At 61.8% G+C, this 18,757-nt stretch carries 21 protein-coding genes and 2 pseudogenes; 9 read left to right on the top strand and 14 right to left on the bottom strand.

The annotated features are described in order from the left end of the window. Window positions 1–25: 25 nt before the first annotated feature. Window positions 26–463 (bottom strand): GFA family protein, encoded by a 438-nt coding sequence (locus AC0L2M_RS14310; protein ID WP_473535183.1) that lies wholly within the window; start codon window positions 461–463, stop codon window positions 26–28. Continuing rightward, window positions 460–1,122 (bottom strand): alpha-ketoglutarate-dependent dioxygenase AlkB, encoded by a 663-nt coding sequence (locus AC0L2M_RS14305; RefSeq protein ID WP_023801345.1) that lies wholly within the window; start codon window positions 1,120–1,122, stop codon window positions 460–462. The genes AC0L2M_RS14310 and AC0L2M_RS14305 overlap by 4 nt, the downstream gene beginning before the upstream one ends. Window positions 1,123–1,189: 67 nt before the next feature. Here AC0L2M_RS14305 and AC0L2M_RS14300 point away from each other — a divergent pair, with 67 nt between their 5' ends. Beyond that, on the top strand, window positions 1,190–1,435 hold the full coding sequence (locus AC0L2M_RS14300) for a KTSC domain-containing protein (RefSeq protein ID WP_473535182.1): 246 nt from the start codon (window positions 1,190–1,192) through the stop codon (window positions 1,433–1,435). Between the two features lie 94 nt (window positions 1,436–1,529). On the opposite strand, the gene AC0L2M_RS14295 is transcribed toward AC0L2M_RS14300, so the two are convergent. Next, window positions 1,530–1,757, bottom strand: coding sequence for a lipoprotein (locus AC0L2M_RS14295; RefSeq protein WP_245268702.1), 228 nt, complete (start codon window positions 1,755–1,757; stop codon window positions 1,530–1,532). Window positions 1,758–1,934: 177 nt separating this feature from the next. On the opposite strand from AC0L2M_RS14295, the gene ku (AC0L2M_RS14290) reads away from it, so the two are divergent. Next, complete coding sequence (gene ku, locus AC0L2M_RS14290) at window positions 1,935–2,804, top strand: non-homologous end joining protein Ku (protein WP_031255739.1); 870 nt, start codon at window positions 1,935–1,937, stop codon at window positions 2,802–2,804. A gap of 3 nt (window positions 2,805–2,807) precedes the next feature. Next, window positions 2,808–5,357 carry a DNA ligase D gene (gene ligD, locus AC0L2M_RS14285; RefSeq protein WP_023801341.1) on the top strand — a complete coding sequence of 850 codons (2,550 nt, stop codon included), beginning with the start codon at window positions 2,808–2,810 and terminating at the stop codon, window positions 5,355–5,357. Window positions 5,358–5,390: 33 nt separating this feature from the next. Here ligD and AC0L2M_RS14280 read toward each other — a convergent pair whose 3' ends face one another. Further along, complete coding sequence (locus AC0L2M_RS14280; protein ID WP_023801340.1) at window positions 5,391–6,431, bottom strand: ATP-dependent DNA ligase; 1,041 nt, start codon at window positions 6,429–6,431, stop codon at window positions 5,391–5,393. Window positions 6,432–6,472: 41 nt separating this feature from the next. Further along, window positions 6,473–7,276 (bottom strand): non-homologous end joining protein Ku, encoded by an 804-nt coding sequence (gene ku / locus AC0L2M_RS14275; RefSeq protein WP_473535181.1) that lies wholly within the window; start codon window positions 7,274–7,276, stop codon window positions 6,473–6,475. 304 nt (window positions 7,277–7,580) lie between these two features. On the opposite strand from ku (AC0L2M_RS14275), the gene AC0L2M_RS14270 reads away from it, so the two are divergent. Then, window positions 7,581–8,285, top strand: coding sequence for a phosphoribosyltransferase (locus tag AC0L2M_RS14270; protein WP_473535180.1), 705 nt, complete (start codon window positions 7,581–7,583; stop codon window positions 8,283–8,285). A gap of 202 nt (window positions 8,286–8,487) precedes the next feature. Here AC0L2M_RS14270 and AC0L2M_RS14265 read toward each other — a convergent pair whose 3' ends face one another. Both AC0L2M_RS14265 and AC0L2M_RS14260 read right to left on the bottom strand, forming a co-directional pair. After that, the gene (locus AC0L2M_RS14265) at window positions 8,488–8,703 is read right to left on the bottom strand and encodes a hypothetical protein (RefSeq protein WP_027154083.1); all 216 of its coding nucleotides are present in this window, start codon (window positions 8,701–8,703) and stop codon (window positions 8,488–8,490) included. Between the two features lie 16 nt (window positions 8,704–8,719). Then, on the bottom strand, window positions 8,720–8,965 hold the full coding sequence (locus AC0L2M_RS14260; protein WP_128247512.1) for a hypothetical protein: 246 nt from the start codon (window positions 8,963–8,965) through the stop codon (window positions 8,720–8,722). Window positions 8,966–9,316: 351 nt separating this feature from the next. On the opposite strand from AC0L2M_RS14260, the pseudogene AC0L2M_RS14255 reads away from it, so the two are divergent. The 3 genes and pseudogenes from AC0L2M_RS14255 to AC0L2M_RS14245 all read left to right on the top strand — a co-directional run. After that, a pseudogene (locus AC0L2M_RS14255) lies at window positions 9,317–9,448 on the top strand (IS481 family transposase); the annotation flags it as partial. 213 nt (window positions 9,449–9,661) lie between these two features. After that, entirely contained in the window at window positions 9,662–10,984 is a 1,323-nt protein-coding gene (locus AC0L2M_RS14250) for an NAD(P)/FAD-dependent oxidoreductase (protein ID WP_473535179.1), read from the top strand. Window positions 10,985–11,610: 626 nt separating this feature from the next. After that, window positions 11,611–12,009, top strand: a pseudogene (locus AC0L2M_RS14245) (thiamine pyrophosphate-dependent enzyme); the annotation flags it as partial. Window positions 12,010–12,022: 13 nt separating this feature from the next. Here AC0L2M_RS14245 and AC0L2M_RS14240 read toward each other — a convergent pair. From AC0L2M_RS14240 to AC0L2M_RS14230, 3 genes are all read right to left on the bottom strand, one after another. Beyond that, window positions 12,023–12,337: a hypothetical protein gene (locus AC0L2M_RS14240; protein WP_287239413.1), complete on the bottom strand. Its 315-nt coding sequence runs from the start codon at window positions 12,335–12,337 to the stop codon at window positions 12,023–12,025. 141 nt (window positions 12,338–12,478) lie between these two features. Beyond that, window positions 12,479–12,727, bottom strand: coding sequence for a hypothetical protein (locus tag AC0L2M_RS14235; RefSeq protein ID WP_287228727.1), 249 nt, complete (start codon window positions 12,725–12,727; stop codon window positions 12,479–12,481). 85 nt (window positions 12,728–12,812) lie between these two features. Beyond that, complete coding sequence (locus AC0L2M_RS14230) at window positions 12,813–13,634, bottom strand: SIR2 family NAD-dependent protein deacylase (RefSeq protein ID WP_128247517.1); 822 nt, start codon at window positions 13,632–13,634, stop codon at window positions 12,813–12,815. 186 nt (window positions 13,635–13,820) lie between these two features. On the opposite strand from AC0L2M_RS14230, the gene AC0L2M_RS14225 reads away from it, so the two are divergent. Continuing rightward, a complete protein-coding gene (locus AC0L2M_RS14225) occupies window positions 13,821–14,138 on the top strand; it encodes a hypothetical protein (RefSeq protein ID WP_031255729.1) in 318 nt (105 codons plus the stop codon). A 258-nt stretch (window positions 14,139–14,396) separates the two neighbouring features. Here AC0L2M_RS14225 and AC0L2M_RS14220 read toward each other — a convergent pair whose 3' ends face one another. After that, window positions 14,397–15,017 carry a GFA family protein gene (locus AC0L2M_RS14220; protein WP_473535178.1) on the bottom strand — a complete coding sequence of 207 codons (621 nt, stop codon included), beginning with the start codon at window positions 15,015–15,017 and terminating at the stop codon, window positions 14,397–14,399. A gap of 97 nt (window positions 15,018–15,114) precedes the next feature. Between AC0L2M_RS14220 and AC0L2M_RS14215 the strand changes: the two genes are divergently transcribed. Beyond that, window positions 15,115–15,732, top strand: coding sequence for a TetR/AcrR family transcriptional regulator (locus AC0L2M_RS14215; RefSeq protein ID WP_128247520.1), 618 nt, complete (start codon window positions 15,115–15,117; stop codon window positions 15,730–15,732). A 59-nt stretch (window positions 15,733–15,791) separates the two neighbouring features. On the opposite strand, the gene AC0L2M_RS14210 is transcribed toward AC0L2M_RS14215, so the two are convergent. Genes AC0L2M_RS14210 through AC0L2M_RS14200 form a run of 3 tightly spaced genes read right to left on the bottom strand, consistent with a single transcriptional unit; the run spans window position 15,792 to window position 18,561 of the window. Then, window positions 15,792–16,742, bottom strand: a complete 951-nt coding sequence (locus tag AC0L2M_RS14210) for an NAD(P)/FAD-dependent oxidoreductase (protein ID WP_473535177.1) — start codon at window positions 16,740–16,742, stop codon at window positions 15,792–15,794. A 59-nt stretch (window positions 16,743–16,801) separates the two neighbouring features. Continuing rightward, the gene (locus tag AC0L2M_RS14205; RefSeq protein WP_473535176.1) at window positions 16,802–17,275 is read right to left on the bottom strand and encodes a DUF2269 family protein; all 474 of its coding nucleotides are present in this window, start codon (window positions 17,273–17,275) and stop codon (window positions 16,802–16,804) included. After that, the gene (locus AC0L2M_RS14200) at window positions 17,275–18,561 is read right to left on the bottom strand and encodes an SDR family oxidoreductase (RefSeq protein WP_473535175.1); all 1,287 of its coding nucleotides are present in this window, start codon (window positions 18,559–18,561) and stop codon (window positions 17,275–17,277) included. The genes AC0L2M_RS14205 and AC0L2M_RS14200 overlap by 1 nt, the downstream gene beginning before the upstream one ends. Window positions 18,562–18,757 lie beyond the last annotated feature (196 nt).

The following is an 18,757-nucleotide window of genomic DNA, read 5'->3' as shown; positions in this document are numbered from 1 at the left end:
CGGGTCCCATCGGCGGCGTTGCCGGTTACCGGTCGGCCGGATTTCCGACCGCCGGATCGCGCCGCCTTGAATATCTTCCCACACGCGGCAGATCGTCGCCAAATTCCACCCACGGCAGCTTCATGTCCCAGTAGGCATGAGCCTGCGGCGCAAAGTGCTCGGGGTGGTCGAAGAAGCCGATCGTCAGATAAAGTTCCTCGGGAAGCCCCTGGTCGAGGTAGGCTATGGATGTCCCGCAATCGGCGCAGAAGGTGCGGAGCACGCCTCGGGTCCTTGAGAATTTTTTTGGCGCGCCGGTGAGCAATCTGAATTGGGCCGGTCGATAGCCGACCCAGACGGTCAACGGGCTGCCTATCGCCTTGCGACAATCGTCATCGTGATCGGAGCAAATCCAGAACGGGTCACCATGCATCTCAGCACTTATCGAACCGCAAAAACAGGAGCCGGTCTCGATTCTGGTCATCGAACTATCGCTTCTGATCGAGGCGACCGTTGCGGCCGCAGGGTCCGCAGGGTGATCGAATAACGGTGCGCGGCAACCGGCGGGATGCTGTGCTCCCATTCGGTGCGCGCCAGGCCCCTCATCAGGTAAGCCGACCTTGGCTCGAGGGTGACGGTCACGCGAGCCCATCTCGTGCCGTTCTTCCGGCGGAGCCGAAAGCTGCATGGCGCAAGAAGAGAAACGCCGGCCACGGCATCGAACTGCGGCTTGTCGCGATGCCAGCCGATACCCGCGCCGGGCCGATACTCGTTGATCAAGACGTGCACGAAAGCATCGGCGGGCAGCCGCGCAAATGCCGCCACCTTGTCCCTGAGCGGCATCAGAAAAGCAGGGATCGGCGGCGCCTCGACCACCTTGCGTTGGTCAAAATCGTAGCGCAGGCCAAAACCGGCGACGCGCCGGTTTGCGAGATGGCCATGAAAGTCGAAAGGCTGGAAGGCGAGACTTTTGAGCTGCCGCACCAGTTCGGCCTCTTCCTCCGCCGTGATCAGCTCCGGCCGGTAGCAAAATCCTTCCGGCAGGTCGTCACGTGCGTGAAAGTCGGGCGCGAGAAAGTCAGGCGCGCGAAACAGGTCGCCTTGGCCAGCGGATTGCGGCTGCCTGGTTTTGAGCGATGGCATCAACCCTAATTGGTGAAGCCGGCCCGTGGCGGCAAGGCCTTGGGGCCCGCCGGATCATTGCCTCCACATGCGCGAGATGGAACCCGGATTGCCGGGGCGGTTATTGCCCAGGCGCGTCGAGTGTTGGGAAATGCCTTCAACTGTTATCCAAAGCATCAATTACGACCCGGCGACGAGGACCCTCTCCGTATGGTTTGTCCCAAGCGGAAATCGCTACGATTTCAACGACGTGCCGCCGCAAACTTATGCGGCATTCCGCAAGGCCTGGTCAAAAGGCCGGTTTTTCAACGCCTTCATTCGCGACCGGTATTAGCTACCATCTGGTCGAACAGAGCCCGTCGGGATGAGATCTTTTGCCCTTGTCGCGCGTAATGCATCCGGGAGAATCCGGTCGGTCGGCCGATCCCTCATTGCGCGGGCGGCGTTCCGGGTTGATCGCCGCCCGTGGTCGTCTTCGGCGTCGGGTCCTTGTCGACTTCGGGATTTTGATCGACGGTGTTGGTGTTGCTCTGGGTCGGCTCAGTGCTGCTGGTGCTGCCCTGTGTCGGCTCGGCCTCGTTGCTGCAACCCGCCAGAGCCAGAGTCGCCACCAGCGCCGACAAAAACGACAGTCTCCTCATGGATAATCCCGTCATGGCCAACCGCTCCCTTGCTGCTCGACAACGACGGGTGGTGAATTTGGTTGCAGCGGAATGGCTTGTCTGCTGGCCCAGGACCCTTCTGATCATCGCAGAGCAGGCGCCAAAGGAACAAATCTCGGCGCCGCCACGTTGCATTTCCTGTGCAACGCTTGTGACAGTGAGGCTATCGTCTTGGCGCCGAGAGCAAATTGGAAGGGTTTTCTGAAAATCGGAGAACTCAGCTGCCCGGTGGCGCTCTATACGGCTGCCTCAACCTCCGAGCGGATCGCCTTCCACACGATAAACCGCGCCACCGGTCATAGGGTGCATCGCGCCTTCGTCGACAGCGATAGCGGCAAGCCGGTCGAGAAGGACGACCAGGTCAAAGGCTATGAGATCGGCTCGGGTGAGTACGTCGTGCTCGAACCCGATGAGGTCGCAGCCGCTGTTCCCGAGAGCGACAAGACGCTGTCGGTCTCGGCCTTCATCGGCTGTTCCGATGTCGACGACGTGTATTTCGACAAGCCTTATTACCTGGCCCCGTCGGACAAACACGCGGAGGAAGCGTTTGGGCTGATCCGCGAAGGCATGCGCAGGAAGAAAGTCGCCGCCATCGCCCAGACCGTCCTGTTTCGGCGCGTCCGGACCCTGCTCGTCCGCGCCTATGACGAAGGCCTGGTCGCAACGACGCTGAATTTCGATTACGAGGTGCGCTCGGCGGAGGAGGCTTTCGACAACATCCCCGACTTGAAGATCGAGGGCGAGATGCTCGAACTGGCCGAACACATCATCAAGACCAAGAAAGGCAAATTCGATCCGACCAAATTCGACGACCGTTATGAGGCGGCGCTGGCCGAGCTTGTGAAGGCAAAGCTCGAGGGCAAGAAGATCGCCGTTCCGAAGCCGGCCAAGCGGGAGAGGGTCGTCGACCTTATGGATGCGCTGCGCCAGAGTGCCGGCGTTGGCGGGAAGCAGCCCTCGACAAGAAAGCCCGCGGCAAAGTCAAAGCCAGCGCGCCATGCCAAGGCGAAGCAGACAGCGCCGCGTCGGAAGGCCGGCTGACCGATGGCGCTCGAGACCTACCGCAAGAAGCGCAATTTTTCCGTTACCCCGGAGCCGCAGGGCCGCAGGGCGCCGAGGACCGGCAACAGCTTCGTCATACAGAAGCACGATGCCACCCGGCTCCATTATGATTTTCGTCTCGAAATGGACGGCGTCCTGAAGAGCTGGGCCGTCACAAAAGGGCCGAGCCTGATCCCCGGCGAGAAGCGTCTTGCCGTCCACGTCGAGGACCATCCTCTGGAATATGGCGACTTCGAAGGCACAATCCCGAAGGGCGAGTATGGCGGCGGCACCGTCCTCCTTTGGGACAGAGGCACTTGGGCGCCGATCGGCGACGCGCATCGCGGCTATGCGAAAGGCCATCTCGACTTCGAACTTCACGGCGAGAAGCTTGGCGGCCGCTGGCATCTTGTGCGGATGGCCGGAAAGCCCCGGGAGAAGCGCGAGAACTGGCTGCTGATCAAAGGCGACGATGACGCCGCGCGCACCGAACGTGATCCCGACATTCTGGACGAGCGGCCGGAATCCGTCGCGACCGGCCGCAAGATAGAGGACGTCGCCGGCGAAGAGCCCGGCTGGTCGTCTAAGACAGGGCGCATTCGCAGGCGCCGCGGCGGCAGCACCAGGCCAGCTCCAGCGGAAGAGGCCCCCGCCACTATCAGCGTTCCCGAACCGTCAAAGATCAAGGGCGCCAAGAAGGCGGCGCTTCCCGATTTCGTCGAACCGACGCTGGCGACCCTGGTCTCGTCAGCGCCGTCGGGCGAGCGCTGGCTGCACGAGATCAAATTCGACGGCTACCGGCTGCAGGCCAGGATCGAAGCCGGCCGCGTCAAACTGTTGACGCGGAGCGGTCTCGACTGGACGAAGAAATTCGGCAAGGCGGTCGTTTCGGCGCTGGCCGATATCCCTGTCGGGACGGCGCTGATCGACGGTGAACTCGTGGTCGAGACGTCAGCCGGCGCATCGGATTTTTCCGCGCTGCAAGCCGATCTCAGCGAGGGCCGCAGTGATCGCTTTCACTTCTACGTCTTCGACCTGCTTCATCTCGACGGCTACGATCTGCGCGACGTTGCGTTAATCAAGCGCAAGGAATTGCTGGAAAAAATCATCGGCAGTAACAGCGGCATCATCAGCTACAGCGGCCATTTTGAGGAGGATGGCGCCCTGGTGCTGCGACATGCCTGTCGGCTGAGCCTGGAAGGCATTGTCTCCAAGCTTCGCGATGCGCCCTACCGCGCCGGCCGCAGCAAGAACTGGGTGAAGTCGAAATGCTCGGCGCGGCAGGAATTTGTCGTGGCCGGCTATGTCCCCTCGACAACGTCGCGCAAGGCGATCGGTTCGCTTGTCTTGGGTGTCTATGACCACGGCAAGCTGCATCATGTCGGGCGCGTCGGCACCGGCTACACGGCAGCGGTCGCCGAGAGCCTGTTCAAGAAGCTCGAGCGGTTACGCATTCCGTCAAGCCCGTTCGAAAAACGGCTGAGCGCCGACGAGGCTCGGCAAGTCCGCTATGTCAGGCCGGACCTCGTCGCCGAAGTCGAGTTCCGGGCGTGGACCGCCGACGGCCATCTGCGCCACGCCTCGTTCCGCGGGTTGCGCGAAGACAAGCCGGCGAAAGAAATCACGCGCGAGACGCCGAAGACGAGCAAGGAGGTGGCCAAACCTCAGCGCCGGACCGTCAAGCTCACCCATCCCGACCGTCTTTACTGGCCGGACGAGGGCGTGACCAAGGAAGGCCTCGCCGACTATTATGCCGAGGTCTGGCGTTATGTGTCGCCCTACATCGTCGGCCGCGCGCTGGCGCTGGTGCGCTGTCCCAACGGGATTTCGGGCGAGCAATTCTTCCAGAAGCATGCCTGGAAGGGGCTGAACCCCAACATCGTACTGGTCCACGACCCCAAGGATCCGCCCGACGAGCGGCTGATCAGCATCAATGATCTCGACGGGCTGATCGGTCTCGTCCAGTCGGCGTCGCTGGAGATCCACCCCTGGGGCTCGACGGTGAGCGATTGGGAGCGTCCGGACACGATCATCATGGATCTCGACCCCGGCGAAGGCGTGAGCTGGGAGGCGGTGATCGAAGCCGCCGTCGAGACCCGCGACCGGCTGAAGGATGCGGGGCTTGTCCCCTTCATCAAGACCTCCGGCGGCAAGGGTCTGCACGTCGTGGCGCCATTGAAGCCGAAAGCCGAATGGCCAGCTGTAAAAGCCTTCACCAAGGCGATTGCCGACTCCATGGCCGCCGACAATCCCAACCGCTACGTCTCGACCATCACAAAATCGAAACGGCGCGGGAAAATCCTTGTCGACTATCTGCGCAACCAGCGCGGCGCGACCGCAGTCGCACCCTATTCGACAAGAGCACGGCCGGGTGCGGCGGTGTCGATGCCGCTTGCCTGGGACGAGCTCGGCCCCGGCATCGGACCGGCCTATTTTACCGTCGAGAACACGCCGACCCGGCTTGCCTCGCTGTCGTCGGACCCCTGGCAGGATTTCCGCGCGGCCGCGGCGCCAATCGAAGACCGTGCAAACCGGCGCAAGAAAGCGGCTTGAGGACGGCACTACGAAGTGCATGCATCGGAATAATCAGGCGACCTGCTCGAACGTGCATTGCTCCGGAGCCTTGTCCGGCCGCCAGCGCAGGAACTTGGTGCCGTGCCGGAAACGGTCGCCGGTGACGTGATCGAAGCGTACCTCGACCACCAGCTCGGGCCGCACCGGCTCCCATTCGCCGCTGCGCTCGGTGCTCCAGCGGCTCGGCCCGCCCGGCGCCTTTCCGGTAAAGCCCGGTGGCTCGCGCATGGCTTCGAGCTTGCGGGTAAGCTCGGCCCTGTCCTCCTTGGCAATCGTCGAGGTGAAACCGACGTGGTCGAGCTTGCCGGCCTCGTTGTACAGACCCAGCAGCAATGATCCGACCTGACGACTGCTGCTGAGATAGCGAAAGCCGCCGACCACACAATCGGCCGACCGCAGCCGCTTCACCTTCACCATCGCGCGCACCCCCGGTTGGTACGGACCGTCCAGCCGCTTGGCGACGACGCCGTCTGTCGCCCCATGTCCGGCATCCCCTAGCCAGGAGCGGGCTTCCTTCACATCGCGCGTGCAGTGCGAAAGCACGATGTTCCTGCGGTTTGCCGAAGCGACGAAAGCCTCAAGGATCGCTCGCCGTTTTTTCAGGGTCCGCGCCAACCAGACGGTTCCGTGCTGATCGCAGAGCATGTCGAACAGGACGATGCTAGCCGGGGTTTCGGCGGACAGCTTGCGGATCCTGCTCTCGGCCGGATGAAGCCGCATCTGGAGCGCGTCGAACGAAAACTTGCCGTCGACCGATATGACGATTTCCCCGTCGACGACAAAACGGCGCGACGGCAGTTCCTTCAATGTCGCGACGAGTTCGGGAAAATAGCGTCCGAGCGGCTTGCCTGACTTTGCGCGCAACTCGACCGCATCATCCTGCCGAAATGCCAGGCAGCGAAAACCATCCCATTTGCGTTCATACTGCCATCCCTCTCCTTCGGGAATCGCATCGGCCGCCTTTGCCTCCATCGGAGGCGTATCGAGCGGCAGGAGGAAATCGCTGGATCGGCGGGTGCTGTCGAAAGCAGGATCGCGGGGTATGACCTTCATTGTGCTGCCTTTGTCCCCCAGCCCAGCCTGCTCCCAGGCGTTTATTTCCGCTTTCCGGGCTCCGAGCCGATGCTCTTGCGCAGCGCATCCATGATGTTGATCACGTTGCTGGCCGGTTGCTCGGCCTTGGCCTTCGCCTTGGCCGGGCCCTTCTTGCCCTTCTTCTTCGAGGCAATGATCTCCAGCAGCCGCGCCTGGACGGGATCTCCGGTCATGGCGGGATCCCACTGCCTGGTTCGCTCATCGATAAGGGTCGAGACCATATCCATCAGTTTCGGGTCGGGTTTGACGTCATCGATCTTGCCGAAATAATTCTCGGGATCGCGAACCTCTTCGCCATAGCGCAGTGTCCACAGCACAATGCCCTTGCCTCGTGGTTCAAGCATGACGGCGCGCTCGCGGCGGTACATGACCAGCCGCGATATTCCGACTGTCCCTGTCGACTGCATCGCGTCGCGAATGACCGAGAATGCCTCCTCCCCAACCGGGTCGTCAGGGGTGAGATAGTGCGGTTTGTCGTACCAGATCCAGCCGATGCTGTCGGCATCGACAAACATGTCGATGTCGATGGTACGCGTGCTCTCGAGCGCAACTGCGTCGATCTCGTCGTCCTCGAGCAGGACGTATTCGTCCTCGCCGCGCTGGTAGCCCTTGACCTCGTCGTCTTCAGCAACGGGCTTGCCGCTGACGGCATCGACATATTGGCTGACCACCCGATGCCCGCTCTTGCGATTGAGCGTATGGAACCGGACCTTCTCGCTCTCGGTGGTAGCGGGCGCCATCGCCACCGGGCAGGTCACCAGCGAAAGCTTCAGATAGCCTTTCCAGAAAGGTCGTGGCGCCATCGAGCATCCCTGACAGGAAGGAGCAAAACAGTCGAACGCAGCAGGGCGATCGATTGTTCCAGCAGCGTTTTTTTCGCGCGCCAAGGCCACGGCATTAGCCCATTGCCTGAGACGCCCTCCGGGCCAGCAGCAGAACCGGGGCCAATCGCATGGTTCGGCAAATGTTACCAAGGTGAGACGAAACAATTGCCTCCTATCGTCGTTTCGCCAGTAAGGAATTTTGGTCGAGGAGCGCGACCGGCCGGGGTGTTTTCGACAATCCGGGCCTGAGCAGCGCGATGCCAGGGTCAAAAGGGTGAAGACCATGCGCTTTGACGCCTTGGGATTCAAAGATCGAACGGATGCGGGGCGCCAGCTTGCCGCCGCTTTGGTCAGGTTCGCGGCAACCGATCCACTGGTGCTGGCGCTGCCGCGCGGCGGCGTGCCGGTTGGCTTCGAAGTGGCGAAGGCACTCCGTGCTCGGCTCGACGTGCTGCTTGTGCGCAAGATCGGCGCGCCGGGCCATTCCGAATATGGCATCGGCGCGGTCATCGACGGGGAAAATCCGCAGCTCGTCCTCAACGAGGAGGCGATGGCTTTGGTCCGGCCGTCAGACGAATACGTCGAAGCAGAGAAGCGGCGGCAACTGCTCGAAATCGAACGTCGCAGAAACCTCTATCTCGGAAGCCGGCCTGCGGCTTCGGTCCTGGGCCGGACCGTCATCGTCGTCGATGACGGCATTGCGACTGGAGGCACGGTCAGAGTGGCGCTCAAGGCGCTAAGGAAGGATCGCGCCGCGCATGTCGTGTTGGCCGTCCCGGTCGCACCTCGGGACACGCTGGACCTGATCAAAGCCGATGCGGACGAAGTGGTCTGTCTCGCCACGCCTGAGCCGTTTGTTGCGGTGAGCCGGTATTATGAGGATTTTGAACAGACCACGGACGCGGAAGTGATCCGGCTGCTGCGTGAGGCAGAGCAGTTTGAGAGCAGGTCGTCGACGCGATCTGTCGAAGGAGCACGCCATGGCTAGCAAGGACCGACAACCGATGGCGATCGTCGAGCGCGGCGATATTTCTGCGCGAACTCAAAATGACCAAATCGCGCCATCCGATAGAACCGCTCTTCAGTGGCGAATAGGCCTGGCCTGAGCCAAACGGCCTTGCGCTAGCAGCCGACCTGAAGCGCGGCCCCGGTCAGGGCCGCGACACCGCGCGCCAGCGGCGGTTGAGCCGTCAATCGCGCAAACGATTGGCAGCGTGATCCTGGCGCTGCTCAGTCGCGATCTGCCTGGAATCCAGACCGCGTTGCTTCGTGTGCTGGGCCTTGTCGCGGTTGGACAGGACTTTGTTTTCCTCGAGCTTGTCCTTTGGGGTGGTGGTCATGGCGCCTGCACCGGAACCCTTTCCCCGCGCACCCGCTCCGATGTGCTTCTTGCTACCTTTTGCCATCGGCTTGCTCCAATTCTTAGTCGTCGGGACGGTTCTTGTGATGAACGCTCTCCTGATTTTCTCCGCGAAGGATGTTGCGATCGTCAGGGTCAACGAGGTCGGGTGTCTTGGACCTGATTTCCGACCCCTTGCGCCGCGCTTCACGTTCCGCTGCTGATCGCTTCAGGTCAGCCTCTGCGTCGAAATCCTTGCCGGCGCCCTTCGTGTTCTCCCGCTTTTCAATGATGCGCAATTGCTGCTCATGGGTTCTGCGTCCAGCCATTGGTTTCCTCCAAGGTGCCTTGCGTTCGATTTTTTGAGGCCCAGATCGCTGGCGGAACCGTCCACTTCCGGTGATTGCAGTTGGCCACGGTCCTTGCCGAAGCGGACCAATCGTGCGCCACCACGATCTGAGCCTGTCCTTATGGCGATAATGGCAGGGCGGCGGGATCGTTCCGAGATGGCGGCCGAATAAACCGTCTATTCGCTCATCTGCTCCGGGCTGCTATCCGCATTTGCCATGATCCGTCAGTCTTTCTCCCCGCGGTGTTCCGATGGAACATCAGAGCATCTCCGTCGTTCGGCGACCTATGTCCACGTCTGACGCCCCGCCGCAGCGAGCGCGTAAAGCTGCAAGAGAATGGACCGCACGATCAAGGACGCCACGGTCAAACGCTTCTACTACGAGAGCCACGATCAGCTCAGGTACCACCTCGCCGACTTCGTTGCCGCCTACAACTTCGCTCGCAGGCTCAAGACCGTCAAGCGCGATCCAACGGACTCGCGAGCAGGTTACGCCGCCCTGCGCCGAACTGGAACTCGGTCGGGCTTGAGCAGCTCGTATCGATCAAGGGATCAAAAACCCGCACATCTGGCGAAGTCCTGGATGATTTCGGCACATTCTTTCGAGCGCACGATGCGATGAAGGGCTGATCGGAACTTTGCTTCCGCATTCTTGGCAGCCGAGGTTGGTTGGAACATGTCGCCCCGAGTCGAACGCATTCACAGCGATGAGCGTCTCCCGGCCGAGGTCGACGTCGTCATCGTTGGCGGCGGCATCCTCGGCTCTGCGGCCGCCTATTTCCTGGCGAAGCGTGGCCTCTCTGTGGCTCTGCTCGAGAAGGGCCACGTCGCGTGTGAACAATCGAGCCGAAACTGGGGTTGGTGCCGCCAGCAGAACCGCGATCGGCGCGAACTGCCGCTCTCGGTGATCTCCATGCGACTGTGGGACGAGCTGACGCGCGATATCAATCGGGACCTTGGATTTCGACGCTGCGGTCTCGTCTATGCCACTCACGACGAGGCTGTGCTCGCCGGCTGGGAAAGGTGGCGCGAGGTCGCCAGGGAGTACGAGGTCGACACCCGCATGCTGAGCCGGGCGGAGGTGGCCGAGCGCGTCCCCGAAGCGCGCGACAAATGGGTCGGCGGGACCTATTCGGACCGGGATGGTAAGGCCGAACCTGCGCTCGCCGCGCCGGCTATCGCCGATGGGGCCAGAGCTCTGGGCGCCACCATCCACCAGGAATGCGCCGCGCGGGCGCTCGACTTGGCCAATGGCAAGATTGCGGGCGTGCACACGGAGAAGGGCTACATCAGAACCAGCGCGGTGCTGTGCGCCGCTGGCGCCTGGTCCTCGCGCTTCCTTAGGCCGCTCGGGATCAGTTTCCCCCAAGCGAGCATCCGGCAGACCGCGCTGCGTTCCACCCCGACAATCAACATAGGCGAGGCGGTCTCCACACCCTACTGCACGATCACGCGCCGACTGGACGGCAGCTATACGCTTGCGATCAGCGGCAAGGCGAACCTCGAAATCACGCCCCAGGCTATCCGGTATAGCCGGGAATTCATGCCGCAATTCTTGCGTCGCCTGAAGAACGTCAGGCTCGGCATCGGCCAATCGTTCCTTTCGGGGCCGGATTCAATGCCGGCGCTGCTGACCAGCGACGATCGGATCTTCGAACAGAATCGGGTGCTGGATCCTCCACCCTTAAAATGGCTGGTAAGCCAAGTGGTGGAGAGTGTCCGGAAGACCTTCCCCCAACTCGGCGATATAGAGATCGATAGTGCCTGGGGCGGCTTCGTCGATTGCACGCCGGACGCAGTGCCTGTGGTGTCGCAGGTGGACGGGGTGAAAGGCCTCGTCCTCGCGGCGGGCTGCTCGGGCCACGGCTTCGGTTTGGGCCCGGGGCTTGGCTATCTGGCCGCAGAGCTTGTCGTAAACGACACGCCTTGCGTCGATCCTTCACCGTTCCGCCTGTCGCGTCTGGTCGACGGCTCGAAGCTGGACATCGCCGCTATCTGAAGATCAGCCGGAAGTCAGGCCTGACGCGCACCAAGCGAAGTCAAAGTGTCAGCAGACGGGTGAGCGGAATCCCCACGTTCCCTCGCAGTCAAGTCTCCGGGTGCATGAGCGCAACGTGGTAGGAGTTGCACCAGAATCCGCTCGGGCGAGCGCCGCGCTCATCGCGCTCGTCTTTGGCGCAGTTGGAACCGTCGCAGGAGTTCATTCTAGCGTTTTCTGCTTCTGCCGGTAAGGCGAATTGCTCGGCCCATACGCCGCGCCAGCGGCCGGGATGTTTGCCGCAACCTACACACGTGGCAGCGCAAACTTCAACGCCGTGGCCCTGCACTACGGCGTCATGCGGGAGACCGGTTTCTACGGCGCTGGGGTGTCGGCGACAACGTCTTAACCAACCTGTGGGTGGTCGCCCCCTGCGCGGGGCACGCACGGCTTTATCTCACCCAGCTCTTCCACAGGCGGAGCGGCCCCGCACCTCGTGCACGCCGGAGGCGTCAATCTCGGCGCCGCTTCTTATAAGCGCCCTCGCCCTGCTTCTCCCGGTTGTCCTTGGCCTGGGGCGGTCATTGGCCCGGGACAACACACTGGAGGCAACCATGCCCAACACCGCCGAGATCCTTGTCGACACATTTTCGACGGCCGTGCGTTACAGGATTCCGCTCAAGCTTCTGGTGATCAAGAACAACATGCTCAACCAGATCGCCTGGGAGCAGATGATGTTCCTTGGCAACCCGCAATTTGCCTGCGAACTCCAGCCGATCGATTTCGCCCTGGCCGCGGAGGCTATGGGGGGCATCGGCTACAGCGTCACCCGGCCTGAAGACTTCGATGGGGTTCTTGATGCCGCGTTTGCCGCGGAAGGCCCGGTGATCATAGAGGCGGTCGTCGACGCGTACGAACCTATGCTGCCGCCGCGCATGCCGGACGAATATCGCAAGAACATGCTCACAGCCCTGCGGGAAACGCCGGGCCGCAAGGAGATCGAAGCAAACCTCGCTAGGGAGCCGCTGAAGACGATGATGGGCTGAGCTCCCTGGCCGGTCAGTCCTTGGTGTAGGCGCCTGGCTGGCGGCCGCTCTTCGGAGCCTTGGCGTCCTTGGAGCGCTCGGCGATCGACGGACCGGCGCCGGATGTCTTTTCGGTCGCTGCGCTGGGCGTGGACCGCCTGGGCGGGTCCTGCCCTTCGGATTGATGGGTTTTGTCCTCCACCTCGTCCCTTGACCGGGTCAGGCCCATGCCGCCGACAGGCTTCTTGTTGCCGGCTGCCTCCTGCGAGAATTGATCCGACGCGTCGGCATCTTTCTTGGGAGGGTACTTGGTCGCGCCATGTTCGTAACGGGTCTCGTTTTTGTTCATAGCATTTCTCCGGTTTCACGGATTGTGGCTAAACGCTCCTGCTGCGGTACCGCCGCCAGCGCTCCCGACGGCGGCATATTCAGTGCGTGCAGCGCCCGGCCGGCGCGGCTGCCGATATTCGGCACGCTCAGGCGTCCTCAGTCAGGCATCCTGCCATGGCGTGTGCAGGATATCGGCGCCCGGCTGCTCGTCGAACAGAACCGCGCAGCCGCGCGCCCACGCCACCGGCGACAGTGCGTTGGCCACGATTTCGTCCGGCGAGATGAAATCACCGGTCAGCACCCGCAACTCTTCGACGGCTTTGGCCATCGACACCAATCGCCCTGCGGCGCGGTCGGTGGTGCAGGCGTCGATGACGGAAACGAGATCGATCATTTGGAACTGGCCCATCATAGGCCTCCGCAAACAGCATCCCTTCGCAGCTATGAACGTCGCAACGATCTACAATGTTCCCGGCCGGCCGAACGCATCGGCACTAAGCCTGGTCTATCGCGTCCTTGAGCTTGCTCAGGAATGCCACCAGAGCATCCTCCGGCCGATCGGCCTCGTCGGTCAGCATGTCGATACCCCAGCGTCCGAGGACCGCTTCCTGGACGACGCTCGGTTGCGGCATGAAGACGAACGATTTCGGACGATTCCTTTCATAACCGGACCGACGCCAGGTTTCCCAAAGCCGATACAGCAACAGACGGATGTTCATGTCGGACATGCTGTAGCCGATGAACAGGACAGTGCGCCCGAGTGCGTCGGCGCGAAACTTCACATCCAACGGCGACTCGAACGACAGCCGCTCGAAATAGTCGGACTCCGCCAGGACGAGAGACGCGTCGTCGTCGAAATCGCCGTGGTATTTGATGATCTGGGTAACCTCGCCGTTCACCTTGGGGATATCCTTGGCATTGGCCACTTTCACGAACGCGCGGTCGTGGACTTCGAACGCAACCTCAAGGTTTCGATCATAGTTGGTTGTGTAGATGATCGGGAAATCGAGTGACACGATCAGCTTGTGGATCGCCGATCCCTTGACTTTTTCCCGCGAGACGCTCCATTCGCGATCCATCCAACTGCGCAAGGGGCCGAGACTGCCATGCTTTAGCCGGTAATATTCGGCAAGAGCCTGGTAACTGGACTCTGGCCTGTCGACCACGTCTCGATCGAGGCCGAGTTCATCCACCATATGCTCGATGAGCGTCTCCCAGGATGGCAGGCCGACGCTCATCGACACACCCGCCCCAACGAACAAGATCGCTCGTCGCTCTTTCACGGATTGAGCCAGTTGCTCAAGTGCAGACGGCATGGCCAACTCACCAGGCAATGATCCAAACACAACTGCGAAAGCCGCCCTCTGTTCCGCAGAAGCCGGATCAGCGCCAAGTCTGTTCAGAAACCGGGTCTGTTCGGAAAATCGGGTGTGTTCAGCAAATGCGGCGCAGACTGGAACCGCTGAGCCAGATCGAAGTTTGGTGTCAGGGGAGAGACCATGATGGCCGTCCGACGAGATCAGACCAAAGCGAGAGGCGATATTCAGGCCGGGGCGACACAGGACAAGACCCCGGGGTTCGACCCTGCCGCGGCACCTGAAAAGACCGACGCCGAAGCGGCCGGTATGCCAAATCCTGTCGCCGAGGCTCGTCCACGGCGACAGCCTGAGTTCACGAATGAAGCAAGCTTCGGCGATGCGATGCGGCCGGCAGCAAGCGAGCCTGGTCTTCAGCCTGGCAAGAACTGGCCGGTGCTGGTGATTGCCGCAGTCGTTCTCGTAGCGGCCGCGGCCTTCGTGCTGGCAGCCATGCTGCGCTAGCGAGATAGGTTTCGAGAGCTTATCGGCCCCCGGACATGAAACGGGCACAGATATACGTGAGCCATCCCCCGTAACTTCCGTAAGGATCTGGCCGCGCCGCCATGTCACGCCCAAAAGCATAGTTCAGTTCGGTGAGGCCGTGATGAACCTGGCCGATCTGCCGAAGATCGAGCCGATGATGCCGCATGACGACAGGTAGATGCCGGACAGCGCCGAGACCATCACGTCGATGGCACCCAAGTAACTCGACTCACCAATTCACAAGCCACTCATGATCATTTTCCCGACTGCCAAAAGGCTCGGGTAATAGCCGCTGTACTTGGGCAGGCTGCCGGGCATGTCCAGCACACGACGGTGATAGAATATATCCATCCGAACCGGCGGCAGCCGGGCCCCGGGCTCGAAATTGCTGGCCGGGATGAACATCGTCTTGAACGGCCCAAAGCCCGCAACCTCCACAACCGGCTTGCCGCAGGTCCGGCAGGCCCCGCGATTGAAGTTCGGCGGCGGACGGTATTTCTTGAATGAAATATTGCCGGCGTTTTTCAGCACGACACCCTTGGCGCGAACGGCAGCTACGTCCGCAAACGGTTTGCCGTTGAACGCCTGGCAAATCAGGCAGTGGCACCGGAATCTACCCTTCGGGGCAGTACGCACCTCGAACGAGCAAGCGCCGCATTCGCAGGAGCCGTGCAGTGGCAACAATGGGTCGGTCGTCATGTGCTGATGCTCCTGAGCTCGATTTGATGACGGCATGCTGGTCACCGGAGCATCATGTTGAAGATGGTATCGATTGGCTGTCTGAAGGGCGCGCGCAGAAGGTTGGAGGTTCCAACGGCCCCGCTCATAGATCCCTTTGATTTTTGCGATTGCGCTCATGGTCCACTCCGATGTAGACAGGAGAAACTTACGCCCTTGATGTAGGCCTTTAAGTAGCCACTGTCAACAATGTATTCACAAGAAACTTTGAGGTACCATGCAGGACGCACCCAGCCGCCCCTATCACCACGGTGATCTCCGCCGTGCGGTTATCGAGACGGCGTTGGATATGCTTCGGGAGGAGAAGGGCTGGCAGTTCACCCTGCGGGAAGTCGCCCGCCGGGCTGGCGTAAGCCACGCGGCACCCTACAAGCACTTCCCCGATAAGGCCGCGCTGCTTGCGGAGATCGCTATGATTGGGTTCGATCGGCTGCGCGAGTCCCTATCGGCAGCGAAGTCTGAAGCGCCGAAAACTCTGCGCGACGAAATTACTCCGCTAGCTCGAGCCTACGTCGCGTTCGGAACGGACAATCCGGCTCTCTACCGCCTGATGTTTAGCGCGGAGGAGGGAAAAGCGGTGGGAATGCATCTCAATGAGCGGGCGCTGGCGGTATTCGACGTTCTCGTCGAAATCCTCCGGCGGGGCCAGGCCGCGGGGAGCATTCGCAAGCGGCCTATCGAAGGTCAGGCGGCAGCCGGCTGGGGGCTCATCCACGGCATGACCATGCTTGCGATCGATGGACTCCTGGTGCCCGAGAAGGTGGGATCGGCCCCCTTGGATGCGGCCTTGAGCACACTGTTGGAGGGGCTGGGAAACCCAGCACCACAACAATAGCTGGTGCCATCCCGCTCGCCCCGCCTACCGTATATCTGTGCCCTTTAATGTTCAGGGCCTTATTCGTAGCCGAGGGCCAGGTCATTGTGAACATCTGTCGCAGCGATCGCAGCCTGGCCGAAGGCGACTGCGATCTGGTTCAGAGCCTTGACCAGGTCGCCGATGGCATACACCCCCTCGACCGAAGTCCGCTGATGCTTGTCGACGATGACATAGCCCTCGTCGCAGCATTTGACGCCCATTGCCAGCGCAAGGTCGGAACGCACCTGGCATCCCATCGCCGGATAGATGACGTCGAAATGGCGCACCTCGCCGTCCTTGAGGATGGCCTGGTAGCCGCTGTCGGTGGGAACAAACTTTTTGAATGCGTCGCAAATAGCAATGTTCTCTTCCGTGGCCACGCGTCGTGTGCTGGCGGAAAAATCTGGAAGATAGCGTGCGATCATTGTGACGTGCTGCGTATACTGCTTGAGGAACAAGGCCTCTCGCAGCACCTGCGCCTCGTGACCGATGACCGCGACCTGACGATCTATGACTTCGTAGCCGTCACAAACCGGGCAAAGGCGTACGCTGCCTTTGGCGATGGCCTCGCGCAGACGCGGAATTGCAGGCACGACATCGACGATACCTGTCGCCAGGAATACCTTTCGGGCGACGATCCGCCCGCCGTTGGTTTCGGCGCCGAACCCGCCTACGGTCGGCTCGACCGATGATGCCTGATCCTGGATCAGTGTCGCTCCGAACTTGGCGGCCTGGGAACGAAGCCGCTGCAGAAGATCGGGGCCGCTGATCCCTTCCGGAAATCCCGGACAGTTGCGGCTTTCCGCAATCAGCCTCGCGCGCGGTTCACCCGCGTCGACCACGACGACCCGATGACGGAACCTGCCGAGATAGATAGCCGCCGCCAGCCCCGCAGGTCCACCGCCAACAATGAGAACATCCGCTTCGGTCGCGGACGAGGCTGAATGTCGGCGTTTGCGCGCGGGTTGATCCATCCGCGCCGAACGCATTCATGGGAAAGATGTTCCAGCGCCGAAATCGAAGCCACGACATCTGTCGCGGCAAGGCGTTACCACTCGATCGTCGGCCGCGCGATCATCAGCCAGAAAATCCCGAGGACGGCAGCAAAGGCGGGAAAGCCGAAGGCGAACCACAGCCGGAAAAGCCTGGTATACCGGGCCGGCAGCGGGGCCCCCGTTTTGGCGGCTTCGGACGCCAGATTGCGCATTTCCCTCTGCATCCATACCACCGGCAGCCAGAACACACCGGTGACGATATAGAGCGCGATGGACAGCACGATCCAGCCTTCGGAGAGCGAGTAGCCCGCCAGCCAGGCGAGCGCGACGCCGGTTATCGGCTGCGCCACGACGGCAGTTGCCGTGAAGAGAAAGTCGGCGACCACTACGATGCGCGCCACTGCCGCAATTGTTGCCGCATTGCCGGTCCTGTGGGCGAGAAGCATGAAGAACGCGATGCCGGCGCCGGTGCCAAGCAGCACGCTGGCACCGATGACATGCAGGAACTTCAGCACGAAATAGAGCATCAGCGCTCCTCCAGGATCGCCAAGGCAACGAAGTGAAGGACGATGATCGGCAAGACCTTCAGGAATGGCCCAAGTGGCTCGTTCCACAGGTCCGGGCGCAGGAAAGTGCCCACGGCCAGATAGAACAGCGAGAGCGCGATGCCAGCGTAGAGGCCTTTTCGCGCCGTGGGCCGCCAGGCTATGAGTGCGCCGACGACGATGTCGGCAACAGCGCCGGCGATCACGGCAGGCGCCGACAAGATGCCAGCCCCCGTGCTTTGCATGAGGCCGATGCCGTTGCCGTAGCCAGTGGTCAGCGACACAATCCCTGTCATGATCCAGAACAACGGCAGCACGACGTAGATTGCCGGCTTGGTAACATAAAGCCCGGCAAACCATTTTTCCTGCACCGTCGCAGGATTGAGCGCGAGGAACTGCGCCAGGCTTTGTGGCCGCATGCCGGTCAGGGAAATCCAGTCAGTGGGATCTCCGAGCGCCCCCCGTGCGATCTCCCTGGCGGCGTTGGTGCGCATTGGGGGCCGCCAGCCGAGCATCGCGGCAAAATCGCCGAGGCGATAGAGAAGCCGCGCACCCCAGCCCGGCAAGACCAGCCTGGCTGCAGGAGCCCAGCCGAGCCAGCGGCGGAAAGTACCGACAATCTCATCCATGGTCAGCTGTTCGGGACCGGCGAGTTCCAGCGCCAGACGAGACGGACTGCCGGGATTGAGAAAGAAGAGCACCGTCGAGACCACATCCTCGAGTTGCACGACCTGCAGCCGGCCGGTATCTGGCATTGACGGCAGGACCGGCAGCGAGGCCAGACCGCGAAACAATGCACTGGCCCCAAACACAGGCCGGCCGAGCACGACCGAAGGGCGAAGGATTATCCAGTCCAGGTCAAGCGCCATCAGCGCCTGATCGCCGGCATATTTCGTCGCCGAGAACGACGAAGGCTGTGCCCGATCCACACCCATTGCCGAGAAGTGGATCACCTTGGCAACGCCTGCCCGCGCGCAGGCGAGAAAAAGAGCCGCCGCCGCATCGCGATGGACTTGCCCGGTCTTTTCGCGCGGGCTGTCCTGCAGAACGCCGGCACAGTTCACCACGGCATCGACGCCAGTCAGATGCGGCAGCCAATCTTCAGGGCGTAGCGCGGCTGCCATATCCAGCACCAATGTCTGGTAATCACGGGCGGCATTTGCCCGCGGGCTACGCGCGATGCCGACCACCTCATGTCCTTCGGAGACGAGGCGGGCGCAGGTCGAAGCGCCGATCAAGCCGGTGGCTCCAACAACGAGAATTCTCATCGGACCCCGATCTCCGGCAGCCACGAGATCGTCGCCGTTCTATTCGGCGCGTATCTCCTCCACGCAGTCGATGTTTTTCCGGCGCTGCGAAAGCACACGTCTTTCGGCCAGCTGCTCAAGGTTGATGATGACCATAGGCGTTCAAGTCGAAGGTGGCGACGTTTACTGCTGTCCATGGTGCGCGCTTGCAGCGTTG

The organism is Mesorhizobium sp. WSM4806 (assembly GCF_055811635.1).
This window is presented reverse-complemented; position numbering and strand designations above follow the sequence as displayed.